This is a genomic window from Acidithiobacillus sp. (assembly GCF_027322205.1).
In the GTDB taxonomy this organism is placed as follows: Bacteria; Pseudomonadota; Gammaproteobacteria; order Acidithiobacillales; family Acidithiobacillaceae; genus Acidithiobacillus.
Genome location: NZ_DAHVHY010000002.1, coordinates 14,696 through 37,628, shown reverse-complemented (window position 1 = coordinate 37,628; position 22,933 = coordinate 14,696). Strand labels below are relative to the sequence as shown.

Genomic DNA, 22,933 nt, shown 5'->3' with positions numbered 1-22,933 from the left:
TCCCGGTGGTACCAACCGTTTAGAGATTATTCGTCTGGAGCAAGCCGCCTCCCACTGACAGGAGCATTTATGGACAGCCGTATTGAAGACATCATCGCCCGCGAAATTTTGGACTCACGAGGGAATCCCACGGTGGAAGTGGAAGTATTCCTGGTCGATGGTACCCGCGCCCGCGCGGCAGTACCTTCCGGCGCCTCCACCGGCAGCAAGGAAGCCGTCGAGCTGCGCGACGGCGATGCTCACCGCTATGGCGGCAAGGGTGTAGAAAAAGTCATTCGGAATATTGAAGAAATCGTCGCCCCGGACCTGCAGGATCTGGATGTCCGGGAACAAAAGGCCATCGACGACACCCTCATCGGCCTGGACGGCACCGACAACAAAAGTCGGCTGGGCGCCAATGCTCTGCTCGGCGTTTCCATGGCCTGTGCCCGTGCTGCCGCTGATTACAGCGATCTGCCCCTCTATGCCTATCTGGGCGGCCCGGGTGCCACCCGTCTGCCCGTCCCCTGCTTCAATGTGCTCAATGGTGGCGTGCATGCCCACTGGCAAGGCGCCGACTTCCAGGAATGCATGCTGGTACCCTACGGTGCCGGCAATTTCCGTGAAGCCCTGCGCTGGGGGGCGGAAATCTACCATGCCCTGCAATCTGTTCTGCTGGGAAAACATCTCTCGGTCGGCATCGGTGATGAAGGCGGTTTTGCGCCGATGGTGTCCTCCAACCATGAATCCTATGATTTGTTGCTGGACGCCATCCGTAAGGCGGGCTTTGAACCAGGCCGGGACGCCGGCATCGCCATCGACCCCGCTTCCTCGGAGTTCTTCAAGGATGGCACCTACCAGCTACGCACCGAGAAGCGTGCCATCAGCAGTGCCGAGATGGTGGCCTACTACGAAGAGATCGTCCGTAACTACCCTGTGGTCCTGCTTGAAGATGGTCTCGCCGAAAACGACTGGGAGAGCTGGAAGTTGCTGAATGAAAGGCTCGGCGGCGTCATCGAACTGGTCGGCGACGACATCTTCTGCACCAACCCCAAAATCATCGCCCGCGCCATGGAAGACAATATTGCCAACGCCACCCTCATCAAACTCAATCAGATCGGTACGGTGACCGAGACCATCACCGCCACACGGCTGGCGCAATATCACGGCTGGGGGGCCTTTGTCTCGCATCGCTCCGGCGAAACCACCGATGATTTCATCGCCGACCTCACCGTCGCCCTGGATACGGGGCATCTGAAGTCGGGTGCTCCGGCGCGTGGCGAACGGGTGGCCAAGTACAACCAGTTGCTGCGTATCGAAGAAGAACTAGGCACCGCCGCCAGTTTTGCTGGTAAACACGCGTTTTGCAGACCGGTCCGTTTCTGATAGCGTTCAAAGGAGAGAAATCATGCGTTGCTTAGTCACCAGTGCTCGCCCCTATGATCAACAATTCCTCAGTACCGCCAACAACGGGCGCCACGAACTGGTCTTCATCGAGACGACATTAAATGCCGAGACCGCCTTTATTGCCCAAGGCTATCCCGCCCTCTGCCCGTTTGTCGATGACACGCTGGATGCAAAAGCTCTGGAAACCATAGCGCATCTGGGGACAAAGCTGCTGGTATTGCGCAGCACCGGGTTCAACCATGTCGATATCCCAGCCGCGGAAAAGCAGGGCATTATCGTCATGCGGGTGCGGGATTATTCTCCCTGTGCGGTCGCCGAATATGCGGTCGGCCTCATGCTGACCCTGAACCGGCATCTGCATAAAGCCTATAACCGGGTGCGCGACGGCAACTTCCTCCTCGACGGTTTGCTGGGTTTTGACATGCACGGCAAGACCGTAGGCATTGTCGGCACCGGCAGAATTGGCACCGCACTGGCCCGGATCCTCCATGGCATGGGCTGTCACTTGCTGGCCTATGACACCGCCCCCAATCCTGACTGTCAGGAACTGGGAGTCGCTTATGTTTCTCTGGAAGAATTACTCGCCAAAAGCCGGATCGTCAGCCTCCACATACCACTTCTTCCGGAAACCCGGCATCTCATGAATGCAGAACGCTTCGCCCGGATGCCCGAAGGCGCCATGCTCATCAATACCAGCCGCGGTTCGCTTATTGACACGGCTGCACTCATCGTCGCGCTCAAGAGCCGTCACCTGGGTGCGGTGGGTTTGGATGTCTATGAAGAGGAGGCTGATCTGTACTTCAAGGACCACTGCGACGACATTATCTGCGATGACAGCTTCGAACGGCTGCTCACTTTTCCCAATGTCGTCATCACGGGCCATCAGGCCTTTTTCACCCGTGAGGCACTAAAAACCATCGCGGACACCACGATTCAGAACCTTGACGACTACAGCACCGGTAGGGATAGTCCCAACCACGTCACCACGCGCCGCTCTGCCTATTGAACCGGAGAATTTTGTGACCATCGCACCTTGTTATCTGCTCCCTCAACTCCCGGAATCCCTGGCGGGTCTGGCCGAACTCGCCCTCGACCTGCGCTGGTCCTGGAGTCATGCTACAGACAATCTCTGGCAACACGTTGCTCCAGAACTCTGGGAAGATACCAGGAATCCCTGGCTCATTCTGCAAAATATCGGGGGCGACACACTTCAGCGTCTGGCCCAGGACAAAGATTTTATCGCCATGCTCAATACGTTCGTCAGCGAGCACCGCGGGCACCTCACCCAAAAAGGCTGGTTCAGCAAAACCTATCCCCACCCGCCCTTCAGCCAGGTGGCTTATTTCAGCATGGAGTTTGGCCTCTCCGAGTCCTTGCCCATCTATTCGGGTGGTCTGGGCATCCTCGCCGGTGACTGCCTCAAAACCGCCAGCGATCTCGGTATCCCCCTCCTCGGTATTGGCCTGCTCTGGCAGCAGGGTTATTTTCGCCAGAGTCTCGACGATTGCGGTCGCCAGATCGAACTCTATCCTTACAATGATCCCACCCAGATGCCAGTCACCCCGGTACGCGATGCCGAAGGCGAGTGGCTCCGCCTGGAATTGCCGTTCCCGGGCCGCAAAGTCATCCTGCGCGCCTGGCAGGCGCAAGTGGGTCGTGTCATCCTCTACCTGCTCGACAGCAACGACCCTCTCAATACCCCTGCCGATCGTGGTATCACCGCCGAACTCTACGGTGGCGGCCCCGAGAACCGCCTGCAACAAGAAATCTGTCTGGGCATCGGCGGCTGGATGCTGTTGCGCCGCTTGGGTATTCAGCCGGACATCTGTCACCTCAATGAAGGGCACGCCGCCTTCGCCATTCTCGCCCGTGCCTACAGCCACACGCAGGATCATGGTACCGACTTCCCTTGTGCACTCACCGCCACCCGTGCCGGCAATATCTTTACCACGCATACCCCAGTCGCTGCCGGTTTCGACCGCTTCCCGCCAGAACTGCTGACACGTTACATCGCCGGTGCCCCCGAGGCTTTCGGCGTGGGTGTGGAGACCATCCTCGCTCTTGGCCGGGAGAACCCCGAAGATACCCGCGAACCCTTCAACATGGCGTGGCTCGCCATTCACGGCAGCCTGATCGTCAATGGTGTCAGTCACCTGCATGGGGCCGTCAGCCGTCATTTATTCCAGCCTTTGTTCCCACGCTGGCCCGAGGACGAAGTCCCCGTCATTCATGTCACCAACGGCGTTCATATGCCCTCCTGGGATTCCGCCGAAGCCGACGCCTTATGGACCAACCGCTGCGGCAAGGCCCGCTGGCTGGGGGGCTTAAAAGATATCGAGGCCGACTTTCGCCTGGTCTCCGATGAGTCTCTCTGGCAACTGCGCAGCACCGCGCGCCAGCAGGTGATCCGCTTCGCCCGGCAACGCCTGCAAAAACAACTGGCGGCAGCGCATGCTTCCGATCAGGATTGTGAAGACGCTAAAACAGCATTCGACCCCAATACCCTGACCATCGGTTTCGCCCGCCGCTTTACCGCCTATAAGCGTCCCAATATGTTATTGACCGACCCTGATCGCCTCTACCGTCTGTTGAACAACCCGCACTATCCCGTACAACTGCTAATCGCGGGCAAGGCACATCCCAAGGATACTGCCGGTAAGGCCATGATTCAGCAATGGACCCAGTTTATTCACCAACATCCCGACCTGGCTGGACGCATGGTCTTCATCGCCGACTATGACATGCTGGTGGCCGAACATCTGGTGCAGGGAGTCGACTTGTGGATCAATACCCCGCGTCGCCCCTGGGAAGCCAGCGGCACCAGCGGCATGAAAGTGCTGGTCAACGGCGGCCTCAACCTCTCGGAACTGGATGGCTGGTGGGCCGAAGCCTATGGTCCGGAGACCGGCTGGGCGTTAGGCGACCGCCAGGAACACGATACCAATCTGGAATGGGATCAGCAGGAAGCGCAACAGCTCTACCGTCTGCTGGAAGAAGAAGTCGTACCCCTCTTTTACCACCGGCGCGATGCCAACGGCTGCCCCTGCGGTTGGGTCGCCAAAATCCGCGAGAGCATGAGTCGCCTGACCCCGCAATTCAGCAGCAACCGGATGTTGCAGGAATACGTGTCAACCCTCTATACACCGGCCGCGCGCCTGCTCGCCGCGCGTAGCGAACGCGCCACCGTTGAAGGCATCTGCCAATGGCGACATGATATCCACCAACACTGGCAAAGCCTGCATTTTGGCGAGTTGGATGTACAAAGTGACGCAGACTCGCATCATTTTCAGGTGCATGTGTATCTGGACGATCTCGACGCTGACGCTGTGGCAGTACAACTGTTTGCCAATGGCAACGGAGAACACAGTCCTGAAATCTATGCAATGACGCGCGGAGACGCGTTAACTGGGGCCATCAACAGCTACAATTACACTTGTGCAGTATCGGCCAACAGTGCAGTCGAAAGTTTCACGCCAAGGATCATTCCGCATCGCGAAGGATGTTTGGTGCCCATGGAAAGCACCGAGATACTCTGGTATCGCTGAGAGGATAACTTCATGAATAATCAGATACCTGACCTCCCCACTATCGTCGAGGCTGAACGCAAAATGTTCGGCAAACACCTCCTGCCGATTGCCATCATACTGATAATTATAGGCATATTCGGGCTACTGAGTCCGGTCATTCTGTCTGCCGCAACCGATGGGGTGCTGGCCGCCATATTGATCATTGCCGGGTTCACCTGGTTCACCCACAGTTATCAGATGCACCAGCATCAGTTGGCGGACTGGCTTAAGCCGGTGCTTCTGTTCGCCACCGGCGGCGTCATGATTGCGCTGCCCAACGCCGGCATCGCTGCCATCGGTCTGATGTTCATCCTTTATTTCGTCATGGATGCCTACCGCAACTTCACTCAATCCAACGCCCACGCCAGCCACGGACGGGGGTGGTTTATTTTCAGCGGGGTGATCGATATTGCCATAGCCATTCTGTTTTTTGTCACCTGGCCGCAGGGCTCGCTCATTCTGGTCGGCATCTTTGTGGGCGTAAATCTGATTTTTGATGGCATCATTTTGCTGATGCTCCGTAATGTTGTATCTGGAGATAACAAATAACAATGGATGGCGCTCATACGCCGATGCAGGTGCATAGCAGCTCCGGCAAAAGCGACAACCCGCACATTCTCGCCATGACCATCACGGTAATACCCGTCAATGTGGTGTTGCTGCGATGCGTGGTACACTGGGCGCGCTTATGATGAGGAAAAAACAAAAGGGATCTTATGTTTGCCATAAAAGTTTTATTTAGTGATGAGCATGCCGTCAGAGAGGGATTTTCCAGTATCAGGAAGGCGCTGATGGAAAACCATCCGGATCGTGCGGATTACGATGACGTATTACGCAAAATACTACAGCAGCAAGTTCACCTGAAGCATGCCGTTTTCGCAGAAAATGACGTCGTTTCCTGCGAATTTTATGGTTTTGATGAGAAGGAGTCGGCGATGGCGGAGGCCGCATTGCTGGATGTCGGTGCGCTGGAAGTTGTCGTCGAGTAACTTCCGATTTGGACGGTTATTGAGGGCTGCGGGATACCGGAAGCCGATTGTCGACGGCCCCGACAATAACCGTGGAATTTGTTATCCTTGCGTTTCGTACCCCTACCACAGGTAACTACACCATGACCATACTGAGTATTATCATCTTCCTCATCATTGGCGGCATTGCAGGCTGGCTGGCAGGACTGCTGATCAAGGGACGCGGCTTTGGAATTGTCGGAGATATCATCGTTGGTATCATCGGCGCGTTCATCGGCGGCTTCGTGCTCGTCTTCTTCGGCCTGGCAGGTCTTTTCGGGGCGAGTATTATCAGCGCCATCATTGTGGCTTTCATCGGCGCGGTCATCCTCCTGAGTATCATCAAGCTCGTCAAAAAGATGTAAACCCGAGCACAGGAGTACTGTGGCTGTTCTGGCGGGTCCGATCATTCTGAGTGCCGCCAGCCCGGTAATCGGCCTGATCAACCCCGATCAGCTCTTCGGCCTCGTCCTCTTGCCGGCGTCTCGCTCGCCGTTGCCGTTATCCTGCTTAAAGGCCGCTGCTACAACAAACGGACTATTCTGCCGCATAAGCGCAGCATGTATGGAGCGGACAGGCATCACAGCGCGGTCGGGGTCGGCAGTAATCCTTACCCAAAGAAACCAGCAACGCATGCAGCGCATTACGTACTGCCACGTCGCCCGGCTCCAACTCGGCCTCGATACAGGCCTGCACCTCGGTATAGGAAAGATGATCATCCAGCAGACCCAGGCGCCCCCCAATCCGGCGAGTGTAAGCGTCCACCACCATAACCGGGAGGCCCAGGGCATAGAGCAGAATGGAATCTGCCGTTTCCTCACCGACACCGTGAACTGCCAGCAAGTACCGCCGCAATTCCGGCCCAGCCGCCTGCCGGGCGAGTTGTTCCGGCACCGCGCCCACACCCTGCGCCTCCAGAAACCGGCACAAGGCCAGCAGGCGTTTGGTTTTTATCCGATAAAATCCGGATGGCCGGAGCAGTTCAGCCAGGTCACTTTCGGACAGTGTCAGGATGGCCACCACGCTCAGGGCATTGGCCGCCTGCAGGTTGGCAATCGCCTTTTCGACATTGCGCCAGGCGGTATTCTGGGTCAGAATCGCGCCCACCATGACCTCAAAGGGCGACTGTGCGGGCCACCACTCCTGGGGGCCGAAGGTCTCCTCCAACGTCCTGAATACTGCCAACCAGCCCTTTTCCCCCGGCATCGACAGCCTCTAATCCCGGACCACCCGACGTCCCCCCTGTCCCGTTCGGCCACGCAATGCCCCCTGTCGGGCTTCCCGCCGACTGTTATTTTTTCGCGATTCTGACGCTCCTGTCCCGCGTTCCGCCTTGTCGGGAGGCGGTGTCGCGGGGTTGACCCACTGCACACTGGTGAACAGGGCTTCGCGCTCTTCGTCGGGCAACTCGTCAAAGTAACCTGTCTTGAGCAGACGCGGCATTTCCACCACCCCGTAGCGTACTCGGATCAGGCGACTCACCGTCAGGCCCACAGCCTCAAAGAGTCGCCTCACTTCACGATTGCGCCCTTCGGCCAGAGTGACGTGATACCAGCGATTGAGGCCCTCACCACCGGCTTCTTGCAGGGTCACAAAGCGCGCTTCGCCATCCTCCAACGCCACGCCCCGTAACAGGCTGGTCTGCTGCTCCGGGCTCACCGCCCCCATCACCCGGACGGCGTATTCCCGCTCGATGCCTGCACGCGGATGCATCAGCGCATTGGCCAAGTCGCCGTCATTGGTGAGCAGCAGCAACCCCTCAGTGTTGTAGTCGAGGCGACCGACCGCAATCCAGCGGCTACCGCGCAACCGTGGCAGGCGATCAAAAACCGTGGGGCGCCCCTCTGGGTCATTGCGGGTAGTGAGCTCCCCCGCCGGCTTGTGGTAGCGCAGCACGCGCAGGCGCGGACGCACCCAGGAGGGAATCCGCAACGCCTCCCCGTCAACGGCAATTTTGTCCTGTGCCGCCACCCGATCACCCAGTTTGGCGGACTGGCCATTCACCACTACACGCCCCGCCGCGATCCACTCCTCCATCAGTCGGCGCGACCCCAGGCCAAACCGAGCGAGTACCTTCTGCAATTTTTCGTCCATGTTTCTCCAAAACCTACACAGGCTGCGGCAGATGCTTGCCGGATCATATCCCGTCCGCGCTCCCGCACCTACAAAAAAGCATACCCCGTACAAGGCGGGGTAGTTTTCAAGGAACCACGAGGTGGTCAGGAAGCCTTACGATGGGTCTCGTCTTCCTTAAGACGGGTGATACCCATCATCTTAAACAACACTTTCTCATAGAAAGGCTCGGAGACACCCATCTTCATCTTGCGGATGAAGTACTTCTCAAAGGCCACCTTGGCCAGATGTACCCAGCGCCCAGAGGCAAAGATGTCGACCTTACGGGGTCGCAACTGGGGCAGGGCAATAAACGCGGCGCCGCGATCACCCATATCGGCAAAACACACCGCATTCCAGGTGCCCATGGTCTGCTCACCCTTACGGCCTTCCAGATCCGCCTTGATATTATGTACCGCCGCCGATACCATGGACTCGATCATATAACCGGTCTTGGGCGCGCCGGTCGGCACCGGGGTCACCTCCACCGGCGGAATGGCGATAGCGATACCCGCCGCAAAGATGTTCGCATACTTCTTGCTGCGCTGATGTTCGTCCACTAGGACAAAACCGCCGGGATTGCACAACCCCTCGACACCTGCCACGGCAGGCACGCCCTTGAAGGCCGGAATCATCATGCCGAACTTGACTGGCAGAACCATTTCTTTGACGGTTTCACCCTTCTCATCCACTTGGGTCACATACATCTTGTTGTCTTCGACCTTGGTGACCTTGCAATTGGTGTAGGCCTCGATACCCTCATCCTTGAGCCCCCTGGTCAGGATACCCGTAGAATCACCCACGCCCTGAATACCCAGGTGACCGATATAAGGCTCACTCGTGATAAAGGTGAAGGATGGAATCTTGTCGCGCATGCCCCGCTTTTTGAGGTCTGAGGCAACAATCATGGCATATTCATAAGCGGGACCAAAGCAACTGGCGCCCGCCATAGCGCCCATAACGATAGGGCCTGGCTCACGTAACAACGCCTGATATTCAACAAAGGCCTTCTCTGCATGATCCACCGTACAAATGGACTGCACCGGGCCTTCATGCGGGTTAGAACCTGGCACATTCTCAAAAGCCAGCTTCGGACCGGTAGTTATCAGCAGATAATCGTAATGAACCGCGTTACCCTCGGCGAGGGTAATATTCTGCGCTACGGCATCAATCTGTTCGGCAGACTGCGGAATGAAGTGTATTCCTTTGCGTTCCACATACGGTTTGATTGGAAAGGCGATGTCGTCGCGCTCCTTCCAGCCCACGCCCACCCACGGATTGGACGGCACAAACTGGAAATAATCATTGGCGCTGATCAGCGTCACCTTGTGGGCTGAACCCAAAGCTTCTTTCATTTCGTACGCGGCCGGCATTCCACCGGTACCTGCACCCAAAATTACGACATGTGCCATTGTTTGCTCCTCACGTGACTTACTGCGCCAGATTCAAGGTAAGCCACACCATTTGTCTCCGCTTACCGAGTCCCAATTTGCAAATTCGCTTAAGTATTGTAGCACGCCCCCAATTCGTCAAATTAGATTGTTATAAGTTTCCTAACATCTTTTTTATCATGTCCCATACCATCGCAATTTTCCTCTTCGCGTCAACCTTCTACTGCACCCATGACCGTTGGCAAATCGGCCAGCGAAGCCAAAGAAAAATGTTCCAGAAATTGGGACGTCGTCACCCATAGCGCTGGCCGGCCAGGGGTTTCACGGTGCCCGGCGACTACAATCCAGCCTCGATCCTGAAGCTGCTGCATAATCTGTGTACTCACAGTCACCCCCCGCCAGTGTTCAATTTCCGGTCGCGTTACCGGCTGTTGGTAGGCGATCACAGCCAAGGTCTCCAGTGTCGCTTTGGATAAAGGCCGTGGCGCTTCGACGTGAAGACGTGCAAGGAGGACATTGTGGCGCGGATGAATCTGCAAACGATAGCCCCCTGCAACGCAGGCCAGTTGCAGAGGTCCTTCACCAACGGCTAGCAGAGCATCCAGTTCCGCCTCCCATCCGGCGCAGTCAGGATTATCGTCAAAAATGGATGCCAGGCGCTCGCGGGAGAGCGGTTCAGCGCTGGACAGAAATAATGCCAGGAGCGCCTCACGCATCAGAAGCCAACCCTGCAGTCTTCGGCATCAATCACCGCGACCCGCCACCGCCCCTCCGCGTCCTCTACCAAAGCCAGCGCCTGTTGCCGGAGCAATTCCAATAAGGCTAACAGTGACACAGCGAGAGCCAAGCGATCTGCTGCGGGCGGCAATATCTCGACAAAGCTCCAGGGGCGTGGCTCCCGGTGGCAATGCCACAGTAACTCCGCCATCCGTTGCCGCAATCCCACATGCGGATGCGTCAGGGTATGGGCGGAAGGTGGCTTGCGCGTGGGGCGTAGAAGCAACGCCTGCCAGACGTTTACGATATCAGCGAGGGTTACCAGCGGTGGTGCCAAAGGCAGATCGGGATGTGGCGCGGGGTAAATCGTCCAGAAATCCCGTCCAGCCTGAGGCAAAGTGTGGAGCACCGCCGCTTGCCACTGCACTATAGCCAGAGCCTCCAGGCGGCGCGCAAGTTCCAGACGGGGATCAAAGTCTTCATCGTCGGTCACAGGCGGCACGGGCAGCAGCATGCGTGCCTTGATCTCCGCCAGCCAGGCCGCCATCAGCAGATATTCCGCCGCCAGTTCCAGATTGCGGCGACGCGCTTCGTGCAGGTAGTGCAGATACTGCCGGGTCACTTCGGCCACCGGAATATCCCGGATATCCATACGGTTACGGCGAATCAGCCAGAGCAACAATTCCAGCGGACCGGAAAAGCTGTCCAGCAACAGTTCCAAGGCATCCGGCGGAATGAAAAGGCCATCAGGCAGGGTTTCCAGGGGCTGCCCATGAACCTGTATGAGCGCCGCCGAAGGACTGACCTCAGAAATCGCGTTGCTCATGGGTCAAACCCATGGCCGCACGCACCCGCCCCAGCGTCTGCTCGGCGCGTTGGCGAGCTCGTTGAGCGCCCCCATGAACGATCTCCTGCAATTGCTCCGGCCGGGCCGCCCAGTACTCCGCCCGCTCACGGATCGGGGCCTGTTCAGCAAGCACGGCTTCAATCAGCGGCTGTTTACAATCCAGACAGCCAATGTTCGCCGTGGTACAGCCGCCACGGACCCAGGACTGCGTCTCCGGACCGGAATAAATTTGATGCAAGGCCCAAACCGGGCACTTTTCGGGCGTACCCGGATCCGTGCGCGCCACCCGTGCCGGGTCAGTAGGCATAGTACGAATTTTCTTCTGAACCATTTCCGGCGCTTCGCGCAGTGGGATGGTATTACCGTAAGATTTACTCATCTTCTGACCGTCGAGCCCCGGCATTTTGGAGGCCGCCGTCAGCAGCACTTGCGGCTCACGAAGAATTTCCCGGCCTTTGCCCTCTAATTGCGCGAGAAGCTGTTCGCGCATCCCGGCGCTGAGCCCCGCCTGTTGCCCGAGAAACTCCACGGCCTCGGCCACCGCCAGCGCGTCCCCATCTTGCTGAAAACGCCGCTGTAAGGCGCTAAATGTCTTTGCCGCGCGCTTACCCAGGGCCTGCAGGCCTTTTTCCACCCGCGCCGCGGCACCGGCATCACGGCCATAGAAACTATTGAAACGCCGCGCCAGCTCCCGGCTGATCTCCAGATGCGCTACCTGATCCGCCCCCACCGGCACCTTGTGGGCGTCATAAAGCAAAATGTCGGCCGTCATCAGCAGCGGATATCCCAGAAATCCAAAAGTAGTAAGATCCCGCTCCCGCAACTTTTCCTGCTGATCTTTGAAGGTCGGCACCCGTTCCAGCCAGGACAGAGGCGTCAGCATTCCGAGCAGAAGTGCCAACTCCGCGTGCTGCGGCACATGAGACTGGATAAAGAGCACGGCCTTGTCCGGGTCCACCCCCACCGCCAGCCACTCAATAAGCATATCCCAGACTGCCGCACGGATCCCCTGTGTCGTTTCATAATGGGTGGTCAGCGCATGCCAGTCGGCAATAAAAAAATAACATTCCGCCTCGTCCTGCAAACGCAGCCAGCTTTTGAGTACGCCATGATAATGTCCCAGATGCAGGCGACCCGTCGGTCGCATGCCGGAAACGATGATCTCTGTCATCACAAACCGCCCATCATCAGAAAAAAATTGCGCATCAATAGGAAAAGAGGACCGAGGACGGACCACAGCACGCCGGTAAATAGCAGTACAATCAGAATAATAAACCCGTAAGGCTCAATCCGGCTCAGGGCAGTACTGGCTGACGCCGGCAAAAGCCCTACCGCCACCCGACCACCGTCCAGAGGCGGGATAGGAATCAGGTTGAAAATGATCAGGATGACATTGATCATGATGCCCGCTTCGCCCATCAACTGCATGGGTTCACCAATATACGTGAGGGCACCGGGGAGATGACCACCCAACCACAGCACCAGCGTCCAGAAGAAGGCCATCAACAGGTTGGCGGCTGGCCCGGCAATGGCGACGAGCACCATATCGCGTTTAGGGTCTTTCAGTCCGCCAAAATTGACCGGCACCGGCTTGGCGTAACCAAAGAGAAAAGGAGAATGAAACAGGAGCAGTATGCCAGGCAGCAAAATCGTTCCAAAAGGATCAATGTGTTTAATCGGATTCAGGGTCAGCCGGCCCATGAGCATGGCGGTAGGATCACCCCGCTTCCAGGCGACCCAGCCATGGGCTACCTCATGCACGGTAATGGCGAAGAGCACAGGGATAGCCCAGATAGCCAGGGTTCGGATAAATTGCGCGGCATCAAACATGGAAAGAGTATATCAGCGTAGTACCCTGTCCGCCTAATACGGCATGGGGATTAGACGACAACGCTGAGACCCAGTGATTCCGGGTTACCAGCGCCTTCACGAAGCACACGCGGCGGCCATTGCAGAAGATCGACCACCGTCGAACAAAGCACCCCACCCACACCCGAGAGCAGCACCATGTCCACCTGCTTCCCCAGCACCTCGCAAATTTCGTCCGGATCCGTCAGCGGCGCACTGGCGCCAGGAAGTTGCAGAGTGGAACTCATCAATGGCTCCCCCAAATCCGTGATGAGTTTTTCGCACAAGGAATTTTTGGGTATCCGCACGCCAACACTGCGTTTGCGCGGATCAGCAAGACGGCGCGGCACATCTTTGGTAGCCGGCAGAATGAAGGTATAAGGTCCGGGCAAGGTTTTGCGCAGCAGTCCATAGGCGCGATCGTCCAGCTTGGCATAGTCCGCCAATTGGGAAATACTGGAAAACAACAGCGAGAAGTCATGTTGCACATCCAGTTGCCGGATGCGCCGCAACCGTTCCTGGGGCTCCCGTGCCGCAATCATGCAACCCAAGGCATAACAGGTATCTGTAGGATAGACCAGCAAGCCTCCCGCACGCAGCACGGCTACCGCCTGCGCCACCTGTCGCGGTTGTGGGTTTACGGGATGCAGATCTACACAGGACGCCATGATATTTTCACTTCAGGTACAACGGCCTCCTCACCGGACAGACACACCGAGGAATAAATAATGAATAGCACTGCGACTCAAGTCAGGATGATACGCCAGGCGGACCTGATCCCGCCAGAGGACACCGGCGCTGCGATAGCGCGTCCGGCCTGCGTCCTGCTCATGAGTGGCGGCGTCGAAAGCAGCACCCTGCTTTATGGGCTCGCCGACACCGACCAAATTCATCCGATTTTTCTCGACTATGGGCAACGTGCCGCAGTGCAGGAATGGCGTGCCGTGAAACGCATCGCCGCTACCCGGAACATCACGCCGCGCCGTTTTGATCTCTCCGCCTTCGGGAATGCGGTAGGTGCATTGCGTACTGAACGCTACCATGTGCCGCTCCCCCACCGAAATTTTGTCGCGATCGCCGCCGTGGCTTCCATCGCCAGCAATTTGAAAGTCCACGAAATCATCATCGGCCTCACGGCGGACGATGCCACGGCCGACCCATGTTCTCGCCTCCCATTCCAGCGTGCCATCCGGGATGCCCTCGCCAGTCTTTCCCTGAGGCTCGACACCCCCTATGACGGACTGACCAAGGCAGAGGTCGTTAAACGCGGCTGCCGCTTGGGGGTACCCTGGGAAACATCGTATAGTTGCCTGCTGGGCCGTGCCGAGCATTGCGGATACTGCCCGCAATGTCAGAAAAGACGTGCCGCTTTTACTGCCGCAGGGGTGTCACAACAAGATGTGCGTTATAATCGCTAAACTCAATTCAGCAAAGTTTTACGGAGGTGGCCACAACAATGCCCGCAGATAAAGTCCATCCTACCTGGTCCTTAGCCGATATTCCCTATAGCACCATCGAAAAAAAGAAAATAACCGGCAACATGGACTGGTTTTATTTATTAGCCGGAGCCTCCTTTGTGGAAACACTTTCTGATCTCTATACCCGCAACCTGGTGGACTACTACCAGGAGAATGCAGATGTTACAGAGTGGCTACGCCAGGAGTGGGAGCTGGAAGAAGTACAGCATGGGCATGCCCTGCGTCAATATGTACTGACTGTATGGCCGGATTTCGACTGGGAGCGCGCTTATCAAGGCTTTGTAAGCGCTTACCTTCCCTACTGCCGCACCGACTTACTCGGCCCCACTCACGCACTGGAAATGGCCTCGCGCTGTGTTGTCGAGACGGGTACGGCCAGTTTTTATACCATGATTCAGGCGGCCAGCCCGGAACCTGTGCTACGCCTCCTCGCCACCCGTATTCGGGCCGACGAAATCCATCACTACAAATATTTTTATCGCTTTTTCCTGCAATACCAAGCGCGTGAGAAAAATTCACGCTGGCGCATCGGCCGTGAACTCTGGAAACGTGTGGCCGAGGTAGATCAGGAAGACAGCTATCTTGCCCTCAAAAATGCTTTTGAAGTAAAAAATCCCGGGCAACAATTCTCCACGGAAGATTTCTCGGCATTTCGACGGCGCATGGGCCATTGGATAAAACAGCACTACCCCTTTGACATGGCGATAAAAATGCTGCTTAAACCGCTCGCATTGCCCACCATGCTGCAAAAGGTCACGTTTCCCTTACTGACACGCAGCGCACGGCGCGCCATCACACATTGACCGCGTCGCCGTGGGCGTGCTACCCCAGCCTCCATCTCAATCGTCATCACCCCAGTCCCGGTCATGCTCGCGGTGCCAGCGATATTCATGACGCCGATACCAGCGCGGGGGCGGGGGTGGCGCATAATAGTAAGCTGGTGGCGCAGCATAATAGGTTGGCGCTGAGTAAATGACGCCAGGGACACCGATGGACAAGTTCACGGCCGGGCCACCCCAGCCATCCCGATCAGCAAAAGCCGGGTTAGACAGCAACAGGATGCCCGCACCCAATGCTGTCGCCGATAGCAAAAAGCGCCATTTAGTAGACATCACTTTCCTCCGCATTCTTCTCACAAATGATGGGAGACGGTCATCCGTCACCCACATAGCTACAGGGACCATACCGTGACAGAGGCGTATTGCGGGTGCGAGGCGACCGAAGATGACGGATGGGCAGACTCTTTCGGGATGAGCCGCAGCCAGTTCGCCCGTTCAACATGCCCCATCACCATCCGTGCCTCGCCCACCATCCGCAGGTCGCTGGACATCACTGGCCGGGCCGAGGTGGCCGTTGTCGGATCCAGCGGCGTTACTTCATGCACAAAGCCTCCCAAAGCGATGAAAGGTGCGGCAATCAGTGCCGTGAACAAAGCATTATAGATAGGCTTCTTCATGATCAATTCCTTATACGCTCATCACACTACCAAAGTTAAGCATTTTCCATGCCATGTGCGCCAAAAATCGACGATACAACGTGCGGAACAGCCTAAAACGCCTATCCCTAAGGCCATAGCCCTTTTGCAGATTCATCACCAACCAGATACATCCCTGCAAAAAAGTCCGGTCTCAGGTGCCTGCATCACAGCAATCTGTCGCTATATGCCGACAGCGCATCCTCCACTCGTTGTTTTTTATCGTGCAAATAACCACCTAGCAGGGTGGCCAGGCGACTACAACAAGCCGCAGCGCAAAAGCACACAGCCATCACTTGTGATAAGATAGCCCTCCACGCAACCCAATGCCCATTTACGGCATCATAAATGGCTTCAGCAAAGGAGCGGCATGTGATTCACCGGACGATCACTGTACCGATCAATTTCTGGAATTCTTCAAGCAACAGGCATGTATTTTCACTCTTCTCCGGGTTCGGCGCATGCCTTGTCATACTGATCTTTCCGCTGTGGGCACAAGCCGCCAGCATACCAGTGCCACAGACCAACGCAGTGTTACAATCGATACACCGAGACTTATCAAAAGGCGTCGATTTACAGCAGCTTCTGCACTGGCAGAAAACCGTACGTGTGATCGGTGATGACGCGCACCAGTGCATCACCGAAAAGAGCAGCAACCTCAGCCAAATAGATAAAAGTCTGGGCATACTGGGATCCGCTGCTGCCGGTGAACCAAAGAATCTCAGTGCATTACGCCTGAAACTGCAGGGTGAACAAAAAAAACTCGGCGGAGAACTCGCCACCTGCAAAGTCCTCGTCATCACCAGCGCGAATCTGACCCAGGAAATCAGCAAAAAACGTGCTGCACTACATGCCGAGATGCTCTTACGCCATGATCACAATCTCTGGCAACAGGCGCTTACCCTCCAATCTGTCCCGACAGCCATCTGGATTGGTGAAAAGAATTTCTGGCTCACACAGAATGGCCAAGTTATTTTTGCACAAAAAAACCTGCAGATATCCTTTGGCGTTGGTATAGTTATATTTCTATTGTTACTGTTTATACGCGCACCACTGGCGAAAAAATTACACCACCACCTTTTGTTCACTGCAAGGGCCAAGTTTTATCACTATGTGTCTTTACTGGCAGGAATGGCCGCCATCGCCGCGGGCACCGCGCTTACCGATACTTTGTCCCCCTTGATTATGCTCCTGTTGGTCACGTGGGGTGGCTACGCCTTTATCTCCATGCTCCTCGCATTGGCATTAAGGCCTTCCGGGGTGGTCAATCAACATCTTGCCTGGCAACCACAAACACTGCGCTCCACCTTGCGCAGGTTACGACTCATTGCCGCTCTAGCCGTATTCGGCCTTGCCTGGATCAGCTTGACTCCCAGCGATCCACTCTTTCTGACGAACCAAGCCTTCTTTGGGTCCATATATCATCTGGCACTACTCGGTGCGGTTTTTTGGCTGGTCTGGAGGATACGTGCACACAGGCCATTCCGTACTTATCCATTGCTCAGAGCGTCCATCCTGCTGGCGTTGGTAGCCACTGCCACATTCACCATCCTGGGCTATCGCAATCTATCGGACTATCTGTTCTTTGGTCTGCTGATGTCTCTGCTCGCCTTTGGCATTGGCCTCTTTTTTTCCTGGGGATTGACCGATTTCTGGTCCCAACCGCCGCAACCCTCCAGTCACTGGCAGCGTTTCCTGCGCCACCGCCTGGATCTTAAGGATGACCAGCCATTGCCGTGGATCGCCTGGCTAAGCGCCATCAGTCACACCTTAGTGTGGTTGGGGATAGCCGCGTTCATCTTATCTGCCTGGGGTCTGACGCGTACCGGTTTTACGTTGATCTGGAAATACTTCATCACCGGCTTCGCCATCGGGGGTTTTCATATCCAGCCCTTTCGGTGGGTGATCGCCATCCTTCTGCTCGTACTGCTGTTCAATATCAATAGCGTGGTTCAGAAATATCTGTCTGACCATTCCCGTATTATTGGCCACATGGAAAGTGGAGCCCGTAATTCGGTATTATCCATCATCAGATATACTGGGTTCATTATCGCCGCAATCATCGCACTTTCCACTGCTGGTGTGGCGCTGCACAATCTCGCCATTATCGCCGGTGCATTATCTGTGGGTATTGGCTTTGGTCTACAAAATATCGTAAACAACTTTGTCTCTGGCTTGATTTTACTTCTGGAGCGTCCCATACGGGTGGGTGACTGGATTCAGGTAGGTACCACCCAGGGCTACGTACAAAGAATGAGCATCCGTTACACCCTGATCCTCACTTTTGATCGCACCGAGGTTTTCGTTCCGAATTCCGAACTGATCTCTGGTCAAGTGACTAACTGGATGTACACGAACAGTGTGTTGCGCCTCATGATTCCCTTCAACATTGCGCACGATGCAGATATCTCGCTGGTGAAGGAGTTACTGGTAGCGGAAGGTCAAAATCATCCTGATGTATTACAGAATGATCCACGCGGCATTCCGCCCACCGCACTCTTGCTGGACGTCAACGAAAATGCACTGCAATTCTACCTGCGCGTTTATCTGGATGACTGCAACAAAAGCTTTAATGTGCAGACAGACCTGCGGGCTTCCGTGGTGGAAAGTCTGCTCCGCCACAACATAGTGCTGGCGCATCAGCAACAGGACGTCCACATTATGTCCAACCAGATTCTGCCTATGGAAGGAAGCTTGGCTCAGCCGGCAGAAGGTCGTTGACAACGAGATTGTCGCGATGAATCAGCACCCCTTCCGTCACTTCAGGATCGTCAGCGAGTTCGCTGCTGTTTTTTCCGAGGCTGCGGGCGACCACTAGGGCATCCCAGTTGATCAGACCACGGGCAATTTCACGACCGGAAGGATCTTTACAGAGCACCAGATCTCCACGGTGAAATTTGCCCTCGATCGCGGTGACGCCGACAGATAGCAGGCTACCTCCATCACGCAGCAGGGCGTGAGCCGCGCCAGCATCCAGATGCAACGTGCCATGCGCACGCAAATGCCCGGCCAGCCAGCGCTTACGCGCTGCCAGGGTAGGGAGCCGCGCGTGTATAAACGTACCAACCGGTTCACCACTTTGCAGCCGCAACAACACATTTTTGCAGCGACCATTAGCAATAATGGTAGAGGTACCGGAACGTGCGGCGCGAGCCGCCGCCCGCACTTTCGCCAACATGCCGCCGGTCCCAACCCCTGACCCTCCACTTCCGGCAATGCGCTCCAACATGGCTGCCCCGGCGTTCACCTCTGTCAGCAGCCGGGCATCGGGATGGCCGCGCGGGTCGGCGTCAAAAAGGCCATCCTGATCCGTCAGAATCACCAGGAGGTCCGCATCAAGCAAATTGCTGACGACCGCCGCTAGGGTATCGTTATCTCCCAGATTAATCGCGTTATAAGAGACGGTGTCGTTTTCGTTGATGATGGGCAGCACATTCATGTCCAGCAGCGTCCGCAACGCGGAACGTGCGTTCAAGTACCGACGGCGGCTCCGTAAATCATCATGGGTCAGCAAGACCTGTCCACAATGCAGTGGAACTTCGCTCGGTCTATCCCCTTCCCGCAACATCTCTTCATAGGTATGGATCAAAGCCGATTGCCCAACACTGGCAGCCGCCTGGCGCGCTTTTAGCGTCGCCGGGGGTTCCGTCCAACCCAAACGCTGGGCACCCGCGCTGATGGAGCCGGAGGAGACCAGCACCACCTCGACTCCGGATCGACGGAGCGCCAAAATCTGACGGACCCAGCCGCGGATGGCGTCGACATTAAGGCCTTTGCCATCATCCGTCAGCAAACTGCTACCGATTTTAACCACCCAGCGTTGAGCCTTGAGCTGTACCAGATCCCGGGACAGTTCCGGTAATTCATTCATGAGCTTGCTATCCCCCGATATCAGCGAGAGCACTCTTTATTCTGGTATTTTCAGAGCACTTCCGATAAAGAGCAGAGCCTCGACAAATTTGAGGCAAAATACGCAGTGCCTTGATATTATATCACAAGTTACGTGCATCAACCAAGCATAGAAACACCAAATATGGATCAACGATGATATCGAGACGTGTAAGGTGCCATACAACCAGAGGAGAGGAGAGCGGTGACTATTCCCACTCAATCGTAGCAGGCGGCTTTGATGAAATATCGTAGACTACGCGATTCACACCAGCAACTTCATTGATGATCCGGGTGGAAATGCGACCCAGCACTTCATAGGGTAGATGCGCCCAGTCGGCAGTCATCCCATCCGCCGACTCCACGGCGCGCAAAGCAATGGTTTCATCATAGGTCCGCGCATCCCCCATCACGCCCACACTACGCACTGGCAGCAATACCGCAAAGGCCTGCCAGAGGCGGTCATACAATCCGGCCTCGCGGATTTCTTCCATGACAATCCGGTCAGCACGGCGCAAGACTTCCAGGCGCAAATCGTCAATCGCACCCAAACAGCGAATCGCGAGGCCCGGTCCGGGGAACGGCTGACGACGGATAACTTCTTCGGGCATGCCCAGTTCACGGCCCAGCTCCCGCACTTCATCCTTGAACAGCTCACGCAAAGGCTCGATCAGTTGCAAGTGCATGCGCTCCGGCAAGCCACCCACGTTATGGTGAGACTTAATGGTTGCGCTCGGACCCCTAAAGGAAATGGACTCGATCACGTCGGGATACAGGGTACCCTGCGCCAGAAAGTCGGCACCTTCCAACTGCTTCGACTCTTCCTCAAAAATCTCGATGAACAAATTACCGATGGCTTTGCGCTTCTTTTCTGGATCGGTAACATCCGCAAGCACTTCCAGAAAACGTTGACGAGCATCGACTACCTGCAAGGGAATCTGGAAATAATTGCGGAATATGGTAGCTACCTTCTCCGCTTCGCCAAAGCGCAGCAAGCCGTTATCCACAAAAATACAGGTGATCTGAGCGCCGATGGCGCGATGAATGAGCACCGCAGCCACAGCCGAATCCACCCCGCCAGAGAGCGCGGCAATGACCCTGCCCTTACCTACCTGGGCGCGGATCGTCGCCACTGCCGTATCCACGTAGGAGTGCATGGTCCAGTCACCGGTGCATCCGCAAACGCCACGCACAAAGGCGGTGAGCATCTCCGCACCGCGGGGCGTATGGGCCACCTCCAGATGGAACTGCACGCCGTAGAAGTTACGGACTGGATCACCAATAGCCGCCAGCGGCGAATTGGCACTGCTGGCCAGCACCCGGAAACCATCGGGCATGGATTCAATCCGATCACCATGACTCATCCAGACTTCTTCGGCGTCACCGGCAGCACCAAAGGGTAGCAAGGGGCCAACCGCCTCTTTGATCTGAATATGCGCCCGGCCATATTCCCGATACTCCGCCTTACCCACCCGTCCGCCCAGCAACTGCGCCATCAATTGCAGACCGTAACAAATACCCAGGATCGGCAGACCCAGGGCAAATAAGCCCAGATCAACCGTCGGTGCCTCAGCATCATGCACCGAGGACGGCCCGCCGGACAGAATAATCCCCTGGGGCTCCCAGGTCTGGATGTCCGCCAGTGGCATGTTATAAGGATGAATTTCACAATAGACGTGGGCCTCACGCACCCGCCGCGCGATAAGCTGGGTGAACTGTGAACCGAAGTCGAGAATCAGAATACGTTCTTGCATGGTTCAATCCACCCGGTAATTAGGTGCTTCTTTGGTGATATTCACATCGTGAACGTGGCTCTCGCGCACACCCGCCTGGGTAATCTTGATAAAGCGGGCACGGCTGCGCAGGGCCGACAAATCTTCCGCGCCCAGGTAGCCCATGCTGGAGCGCAAGCCACCGAGGAGCTGATGGATGACTTGTCCGGCCGGCCCCTTGTAGGGAACCCGGCCCTCCACCCCTTCCGGCACCAGCTTCGGCGCTTCCGGGCTGGCATCCTGAAAATAGCGGTCGGCAGAGCCCTGTTGCATCGCGCCCAAAGACCCCATGCCACGATAAGCCTTGTAGGAGCGGCCCTGGTAGAGTTCGATTTCCCCCGGCGCCTCATCGGTGCCCGCCAGCAAACCACCCACCATAACCGTATGCGCTCCCGCTGCCAAAGCCTTGGCGAAGTCCCCGGAAAAGCGGATACCACCGTCGGCAATGAGCGATACGCCGGTACCCGCCAGCGCGTCTGCCACATTGCTGATAGCCGTGACCTGCGGTACACCAACGCCGGCAACAATACGGGTGGTGCAGATGGAGCCAGGCCCGATACCTACCTTGACGGCGTCAGCGCCCGCTTCCACCAAGGCCAATGCCGCTTCTCCGGTAGCAATATTGCCGCCAATCACATCCACTTCAGGAAAGTGATCTTTCACCCAGCGCACCCGGTCGAGCACCCCCTGACTGTGACCATGGGCGGTATCGACGATAATAACATCCACTCCCGCCTCAGCCAGTGCCTGTACCCGCGCGTCAGTACCTTCACCAACACCCACCGCTGCACCCACCAGTAGACGGCCTTGTCCATCACGGCAGGCCAACGGGTGTTCTGTCGCCTTACGGATGTCTTTGACCGTGATCAATCCTCGCAACTCAAAGTGTTCATTAACCACCAGCATTTTTTCGATGCGATACTGATGCAGCAAGGCCTTCGTGGTGTCCAGACTGGTGCCTTCCGGTACCGTGACCAAACGCTCACGCGGGGTCATGACGCTGCTTACCGGAGCATCCATGCGCGTCTCAAAGCGCAGATCGCGGTGGGTCACAATACCCTCCAGGCGCTCGCCATCCACCACCGGCACGCCGGAAATTCCATGCACGGCCATTACCTGCAATACTTCGCGAACACTCACATCGGCGCGGGTGGTAATGGGATCTTTAATGACCCCTGACTCGAATTTTTTGACCCGCCGCACGAGTGCTGCCTGCTGGTCCGGCGACATGTTTTTGTGAATGATGCCGATGCCTCCTTCTTGCGCCATCCCGATGGCCATGGCGGCCTCGGTCACCGTATCCATCGCCGCCGAGAGCAGTGGGATGTTCAGGCGGATGTGGCGACTGAGCTGGGTCGCAATTTGCACATTACGGGGGAGCACCTCCGAATGGGCGGGGACGAGAAGAACATCGTCAAAAGTGAGGGCTTCGCCAATCAATTGCATC

Annotated in this window: 23 protein-coding genes; 10 read left to right on the top strand and 13 right to left on the bottom strand. The window is 56.6% G+C overall.

Features of this window, described 5'->3' with window-relative positions:
- Positions 1-69: 69 nt before the first annotated feature.
- The 7 genes from eno to M7F93_RS00660 all read left to right on the top strand — a co-directional run bounded on the left by eno (position 70) and on the right by M7F93_RS00660 (position 6,324).
- Positions 70-1,365 carry a phosphopyruvate hydratase gene (eno, locus tag M7F93_RS00690; protein WP_298167493.1) on the top strand — a complete coding sequence of 432 codons (1,296 nt, stop codon included), beginning with the start codon at positions 70-72 and terminating at the stop codon, positions 1,363-1,365.
- 22 nt (positions 1,366-1,387) lie between these two features.
- Positions 1,388-2,392, top strand: a complete 1,005-nt coding sequence (locus tag M7F93_RS00685; protein WP_298167490.1) for a 2-hydroxyacid dehydrogenase — start codon at positions 1,388-1,390, stop codon at positions 2,390-2,392.
- A 13-nt stretch (positions 2,393-2,405) separates the two neighbouring features.
- A complete protein-coding gene (glgP, locus tag M7F93_RS00680; RefSeq protein ID WP_298167487.1) occupies positions 2,406-4,931 on the top strand; it encodes an alpha-glucan family phosphorylase in 2,526 nt (841 codons plus the stop codon).
- A gap of 12 nt (positions 4,932-4,943) precedes the next feature.
- Positions 4,944-5,501, top strand: a complete 558-nt coding sequence (locus M7F93_RS00675; protein ID WP_298167484.1) for an HdeD family acid-resistance protein — start codon at positions 4,944-4,946, stop codon at positions 5,499-5,501.
- Positions 5,502-5,503: 2 nt separating this feature from the next.
- Positions 5,504-5,644: a hypothetical protein gene (locus M7F93_RS00670; protein ID WP_298167481.1), complete on the top strand. Its 141-nt coding sequence runs from the start codon at positions 5,504-5,506 to the stop codon at positions 5,642-5,644.
- A 99-nt stretch (positions 5,645-5,743) separates the two neighbouring features.
- A complete protein-coding gene (locus M7F93_RS00665) occupies positions 5,744-5,941 on the top strand; it encodes a hypothetical protein (protein WP_298167478.1) in 198 nt (65 codons plus the stop codon).
- 122 nt (positions 5,942-6,063) lie between these two features.
- The gene (locus M7F93_RS00660) at positions 6,064-6,324 is read left to right on the top strand and encodes a GlsB/YeaQ/YmgE family stress response membrane protein (protein WP_298167475.1); all 261 of its coding nucleotides are present in this window, start codon (positions 6,064-6,066) and stop codon (positions 6,322-6,324) included.
- Positions 6,325-6,496: 172 nt separating this feature from the next.
- Here M7F93_RS00660 and M7F93_RS00655 read toward each other — a convergent pair whose 3' ends face one another.
- The 8 genes from M7F93_RS00655 to M7F93_RS00620 form a co-directional block, all read right to left on the bottom strand.
- On the bottom strand, positions 6,497-7,165 hold the full coding sequence (locus tag M7F93_RS00655) for an endonuclease III domain-containing protein (protein WP_298167472.1): 669 nt from the start codon (positions 7,163-7,165) through the stop codon (positions 6,497-6,499).
- Positions 7,166-7,174: 9 nt separating this feature from the next.
- Positions 7,175-8,053 (bottom strand): 23S rRNA pseudouridine(2605) synthase RluB, encoded by an 879-nt coding sequence (gene rluB, locus M7F93_RS00650; RefSeq protein WP_298167470.1) that lies wholly within the window; start codon positions 8,051-8,053, stop codon positions 7,175-7,177.
- 125 nt (positions 8,054-8,178) lie between these two features.
- A complete protein-coding gene (locus M7F93_RS00645; RefSeq protein WP_298167468.1) occupies positions 8,179-9,483 on the bottom strand; it encodes a sulfide:quinone oxidoreductase in 1,305 nt (434 codons plus the stop codon).
- A 191-nt stretch (positions 9,484-9,674) separates the two neighbouring features.
- Positions 9,675-10,178: an SMC-Scp complex subunit ScpB gene (gene scpB / locus M7F93_RS00640; RefSeq protein ID WP_298167465.1), complete on the bottom strand. Its 504-nt coding sequence runs from the start codon at positions 10,176-10,178 to the stop codon at positions 9,675-9,677.
- Positions 10,178-11,005 carry a segregation and condensation protein A gene (locus M7F93_RS00635; protein ID WP_298167462.1) on the bottom strand — a complete coding sequence of 276 codons (828 nt, stop codon included), beginning with the start codon at positions 11,003-11,005 and terminating at the stop codon, positions 10,178-10,180. The genes scpB and M7F93_RS00635 overlap by 1 nt, the downstream gene beginning before the upstream one ends.
- Positions 10,986-12,197: a tryptophan--tRNA ligase gene (locus tag M7F93_RS00630; protein ID WP_298167459.1), complete on the bottom strand. Its 1,212-nt coding sequence runs from the start codon at positions 12,195-12,197 to the stop codon at positions 10,986-10,988. Before M7F93_RS00630 ends, M7F93_RS00635 begins: the two co-directional genes overlap by 20 nt.
- Positions 12,197-12,856: a site-2 protease family protein gene (locus M7F93_RS00625; protein WP_298167456.1), complete on the bottom strand. Its 660-nt coding sequence runs from the start codon at positions 12,854-12,856 to the stop codon at positions 12,197-12,199. The genes M7F93_RS00630 and M7F93_RS00625 overlap by 1 nt, the downstream gene beginning before the upstream one ends.
- A gap of 50 nt (positions 12,857-12,906) precedes the next feature.
- Positions 12,907-13,542, bottom strand: coding sequence for an L-threonylcarbamoyladenylate synthase (locus M7F93_RS00620; RefSeq protein WP_298167453.1), 636 nt, complete (start codon positions 13,540-13,542; stop codon positions 12,907-12,909).
- Positions 13,543-13,602: 60 nt separating this feature from the next.
- On the opposite strand from M7F93_RS00620, the gene M7F93_RS00615 reads away from it, so the two are divergent.
- Both M7F93_RS00615 and M7F93_RS00610 read left to right on the top strand, forming a co-directional pair.
- The gene (locus M7F93_RS00615; protein WP_298167450.1) at positions 13,603-14,292 is read left to right on the top strand and encodes a 7-cyano-7-deazaguanine synthase; all 690 of its coding nucleotides are present in this window, start codon (positions 13,603-13,605) and stop codon (positions 14,290-14,292) included.
- Positions 14,293-14,330: 38 nt separating this feature from the next.
- Positions 14,331-15,155 (top strand): ferritin-like domain-containing protein, encoded by an 825-nt coding sequence (locus M7F93_RS00610; protein WP_298167447.1) that lies wholly within the window; start codon positions 14,331-14,333, stop codon positions 15,153-15,155.
- Between the two features lie 36 nt (positions 15,156-15,191).
- Here the strand turns inward: M7F93_RS00610 and M7F93_RS00605 are convergent, their stop codons facing one another.
- Both M7F93_RS00605 and M7F93_RS00600 read right to left on the bottom strand, forming a co-directional pair.
- Positions 15,192-15,464 (bottom strand): hypothetical protein, encoded by a 273-nt coding sequence (locus M7F93_RS00605; RefSeq protein WP_298167441.1) that lies wholly within the window; start codon positions 15,462-15,464, stop codon positions 15,192-15,194.
- A gap of 59 nt (positions 15,465-15,523) precedes the next feature.
- Positions 15,524-15,808 carry a hypothetical protein gene (locus M7F93_RS00600; RefSeq protein WP_298167438.1) on the bottom strand — a complete coding sequence of 95 codons (285 nt, stop codon included), beginning with the start codon at positions 15,806-15,808 and terminating at the stop codon, positions 15,524-15,526.
- A gap of 627 nt (positions 15,809-16,435) precedes the next feature.
- On the opposite strand from M7F93_RS00600, the gene M7F93_RS00595 reads away from it, so the two are divergent.
- On the top strand, positions 16,436-18,547 hold the full coding sequence (locus M7F93_RS00595) for a mechanosensitive ion channel family protein (protein WP_298167435.1): 2,112 nt from the start codon (positions 16,436-16,438) through the stop codon (positions 18,545-18,547).
- Here the strand turns inward: M7F93_RS00595 and proB are convergent.
- The 3 genes from proB to guaB all read right to left on the bottom strand — a co-directional run bounded on the left by proB (position 18,507) and on the right by guaB (position 22,932).
- Entirely contained in the window at positions 18,507-19,697 is a 1,191-nt protein-coding gene (gene proB, locus M7F93_RS00590; protein ID WP_298167432.1) for a glutamate 5-kinase, read from the bottom strand. The genes M7F93_RS00595 and proB overlap by 41 nt on opposite strands.
- 226 nt (positions 19,698-19,923) lie before the next feature.
- On the bottom strand, positions 19,924-21,468 hold the full coding sequence (gene guaA / locus M7F93_RS00585) for a glutamine-hydrolyzing GMP synthase (protein ID WP_298167429.1): 1,545 nt from the start codon (positions 21,466-21,468) through the stop codon (positions 19,924-19,926).
- 3 nt (positions 21,469-21,471) lie between these two features.
- Positions 21,472-22,932 (bottom strand): IMP dehydrogenase, encoded by a 1,461-nt coding sequence (gene guaB, locus M7F93_RS00580; RefSeq protein WP_298167426.1) that lies wholly within the window; start codon positions 22,930-22,932, stop codon positions 21,472-21,474.
- Position 22,933 lies beyond the last annotated feature (1 nt).